Origin of the sequence: Streptomyces sp. E11-3 (genome assembly GCF_046540415.1) — a bacterium.
Taxonomy (GTDB): Bacteria; Actinomycetota; Actinomycetes; order Streptomycetales; family Streptomycetaceae; genus Streptomyces.
In genome coordinates this window covers 1-3095 of record NZ_JAZGRL010000057.1, presented here as the reverse complement: position 1 = coordinate 3095, position 3095 = coordinate 1, and the positions used below count along the sequence as shown (strand labels likewise).

At 67.9% G+C, this 3095-nt stretch carries 3 protein-coding genes and 1 pseudogene; all 4 read right to left on the bottom strand.

All coding sequences use genetic code 11. The annotated features are described in order from the left end of the window. Window positions 1-198: pseudogene (locus tag U9R90_RS34865) on the bottom strand (hypothetical protein); the annotation flags it as partial. A 134-nt stretch (window positions 199-332) separates the two neighbouring features. Then, the gene (locus U9R90_RS34860) at window positions 333-1172 is read right to left on the bottom strand and encodes an RNA polymerase sigma factor SigF (protein WP_411061393.1); all 840 of its coding nucleotides are present in this window, start codon (window positions 1170-1172) and stop codon (window positions 333-335) included. Between the two features lie 233 nt (window positions 1173-1405). Continuing rightward, on the bottom strand, window positions 1406-2245 hold the full coding sequence (locus U9R90_RS34855) for an RNA polymerase sigma factor SigF (protein WP_411061391.1): 840 nt from the start codon (window positions 2243-2245) through the stop codon (window positions 1406-1408). A gap of 250 nt (window positions 2246-2495) precedes the next feature. Further along, entirely contained in the window at window positions 2496-2657 is a 162-nt protein-coding gene (locus tag U9R90_RS34850) for a hypothetical protein (RefSeq protein WP_411061389.1), read from the bottom strand. Between the last annotated feature and the right edge of the window lie 438 nt (window positions 2658-3095).

Here is a 3095-nt window from a genome sequence, read left to right as displayed (position 1 = left end):
GCCCCCGCCCTTGGAACCCTTCTTCGCGCCTTTGGCCCCCTCGCCGCCCAGTGGCACCAGCACCACGTCACCCGTAGGCGCCACCGCGTCCCCCGGTACCCGCTCGGCGGAGCCCGCGCCGACCGCCACATAGCCGTCGTCGCTCGAGCCGGTTGAGCCGCCCGCGCAGGCGGCCAGCAGGCCGGCCAGGCACAGCACGGCCGCCGATGCACCCGCTACGGTGCCTCGGCGGCCACGTGTCAGAGCTCTTCCCGTCCCACCCATCACTGCAGTGTGGCTGACGGACCGTCAATTAGGAACCCTGTCAGCAGAGTCTGGTGGGCCGTAGGCGGTCAGTCCGCGATCAGGCCCTGCCTCAGCTGCGCCAGCGTCCTGGTCAGCAGGCGCGAGACGTGCATCTGCGAGATGCCGACCTCCTCGCCGATCTGCGACTGGGTCATGTTGGCGAAGAAGCGGAGCATGATGATCTGGCGTTCGCGCGGCGGCAGTTTGGCCAGCAGCGGCTTCAGCGACTCGCGGTACTCCACGCCCTCCAGCGCGGTGTCCTCGTATCCGAGGCGGTCGGCGAGCGAGCCCTCGCCGCCGTCGTCCTCAAGCGCGGGCGAGTCCAGCGAGGAGGCGGTGTAGGCGTTGCCGACCGCGAGGCCGTCGACCACGTCCTCCTCGGACACGCCCAGCACGGCGGCGAGTTCGGGGACGGTCGGCGAGCGGTCGAGCTTCTGGGCGAGCTCGTCGCTGGCCTTCGTCAGCGCGAGCCGCAGCTCCTGCAGACGCCGCGGCACCCGTACGGACCACGAGGTGTCCCGGAAGAAGCGCTTGATCTCCCCGACGACGGTCGGCATCGCGAACGTCGGGAACTCCACGCCCCGTTCGCAGTCGAACCGGTCGATCGCCTTGATCAGGCCGATCGTGCCGACCTGGACGATGTCCTCCATCGGCTCGTTCCGGCTGCGGAAGCGGGCCGCGGCGTACCGCACGAGCGGGAGGTTGAGCTCGATGAGCGTGTCCCGTACGTAGGCGCGCTCCGGGCTGTCCTCGTCCAGCGCGGCGAGCCGCAGGAACAGAGAGCGGGACAAGGTGCGGGTGTCGATGGCTTCCGAGCGGTTCCGCTCAATGTCTGGTGCGCGCTTTGTCAGCGTGAGCACCTTCGAGCTGCCCTGTTCTGCGGACATGCCACCCCCTTGAGGTCGCGGACGGTCGCGGCGGGCGCTCCCGTCGGAGGAACGCAGCCTCCACCTGAATACCGGTCGTGGGGCCGCGCCAAACGCCGTTCCAGCAGAATGTCACATGTCGGCAACACGCTGTAGTGACTTGTCGACATGTCGGGGGTGAGTCTGCGCAGGAAAGGGGGGGTCTGGGGGATTTTTGCGAGGCAAGCGCCAGAATCGCACTTCACCCGATACGGTTACGCCTCGATCCGATTTGCGGACCGCAGCCGCGCGAAGCTTCTGGCCAGCAACCGCGACACATGCATCTGCGATACACCCAGTTCCGCGCTGATCTGCGACTGCGTCAGGTTGTTGTAGTAGCGCAGGAGGAGGATGCGCTGCTCGCGCTCGGGCAGTTGGACCAGCAGATGCCGTACGAGGTCGCGGTGCTCCACGCCGTCCAGCGCCGGATCCTCGTAGCCGAGCCGGTCGAGGAGGCCGGGCAGGCCGTCGCCCTCCTGGGCCGCTTCGAGCGAGGTGGCGTGGTACGAGCGTCCGGCCTCGATGCAGGCCAGCACCTCTTCCTCGGTGATGCGCAGCCGCTCGGCGATCTCGGCGGTGGTGGGCTGGCGGCCGTAGGCGGTGGTGAGGTCCTCGGTCGCGCCGGTCACCTGCACCCAGAGCTCGTGCAGCCGCCGGGGCACGTGGACCGTACGGACGTTGTCGCGGAAGTACCGCTTGATCTCGCCCACGACGGTCGGCATCGCGAAGGTCGGGAACTGCACGCCGCGCTCCGGGTCGAACCGGTCGATGGCGTTGATCAGGCCGATGGTGCCGACCTGGACCACGTCCTCCATCGGCTCGTTGCGGCTCCGGAAGCGGGACGCCGCGTACCGCACCAGCGGCAGATTGGCCTCGATCAGCGCCCCGCGCACCCGGTTGTGCTCGGGCGTGCCCGGTTCAAGCCCCTTGAGCTGGCTGAACAGCACCTGGGTCAGGGCCCTGGCGTCGACGCCGCGCTGCTTGGCCGGGGACACCGCGGGTGCCGGGGTCATGGGAGACACAGGCGGCACTTGAGGTGCAGTACTGGCCGGCACGGTCAAAGCCACCCCTTTTCGAAAAGAACCGTTCAACTCATCCATCAAAAGCGGTCATAGCATCACAAGACATGTGCACTGTGTGCAAGCACCAGATAACGCCGTGTTGAAGGCAAGTTGGGTCATAAACCCAAAAAAGCCCCCCACTTGAGCAGTGAGGGGGCGCGGAAGGGGCGTGCTGAAGAAGCGCGTCGCGGCGGCGCGCCGAGGGGCTCTGTACGTCGGCTACCTGACCTGCCTGGCCTCTGACCTACCTGACGAGTTCGGTCATGAACTCGCCGACGCCCTGGGCGGCGTCCGAGACGCCCTTGAAGCCGACCTCCACCAGGTCGGCGGCCTCCGTCGGCGAGGTGATGATCGTGTACAGCACGAAGACCACGAGTATGTAGACCACGACCTTCTTCACGTCCACTGTCTCGGTGCCCTCTCCCCGCCGGTCTGACCATACGTGCAGTCGGGTGAGTGTATACCGGTGGCCTCACGCGGCCTTTAAGGACCAAAGGCCCACACGGTGGGGCCCTTTGCCCGAGTGTCCGCCGCCCGGCCGGGCGGCAGCATGGAAGGCGAGCCCAGCGGATCTGGCAGGAATGCGCGGGGTGATGGACCGGGAAGGGACGTGTTCCCCCGATGCCCCTTCCCTCGTCCTCCTTGGGAGCGAGAGTCCCGGTGCCGACCCCTCGGCGTCGGGGCTCTCGTGTGCGTACGGCGGTGCGCTTACGGCAGTGGACCAGCCGGGAGCTCCGCTGTTCCCGGGAACAGCGGAAGGGCCCCGGCACTGCCGGGGCCCTTCCAGAAGCGGTAGCGGTGGGATTTGAACCCACGGTGACTTGCGCCACACTCGCTTTCGAGG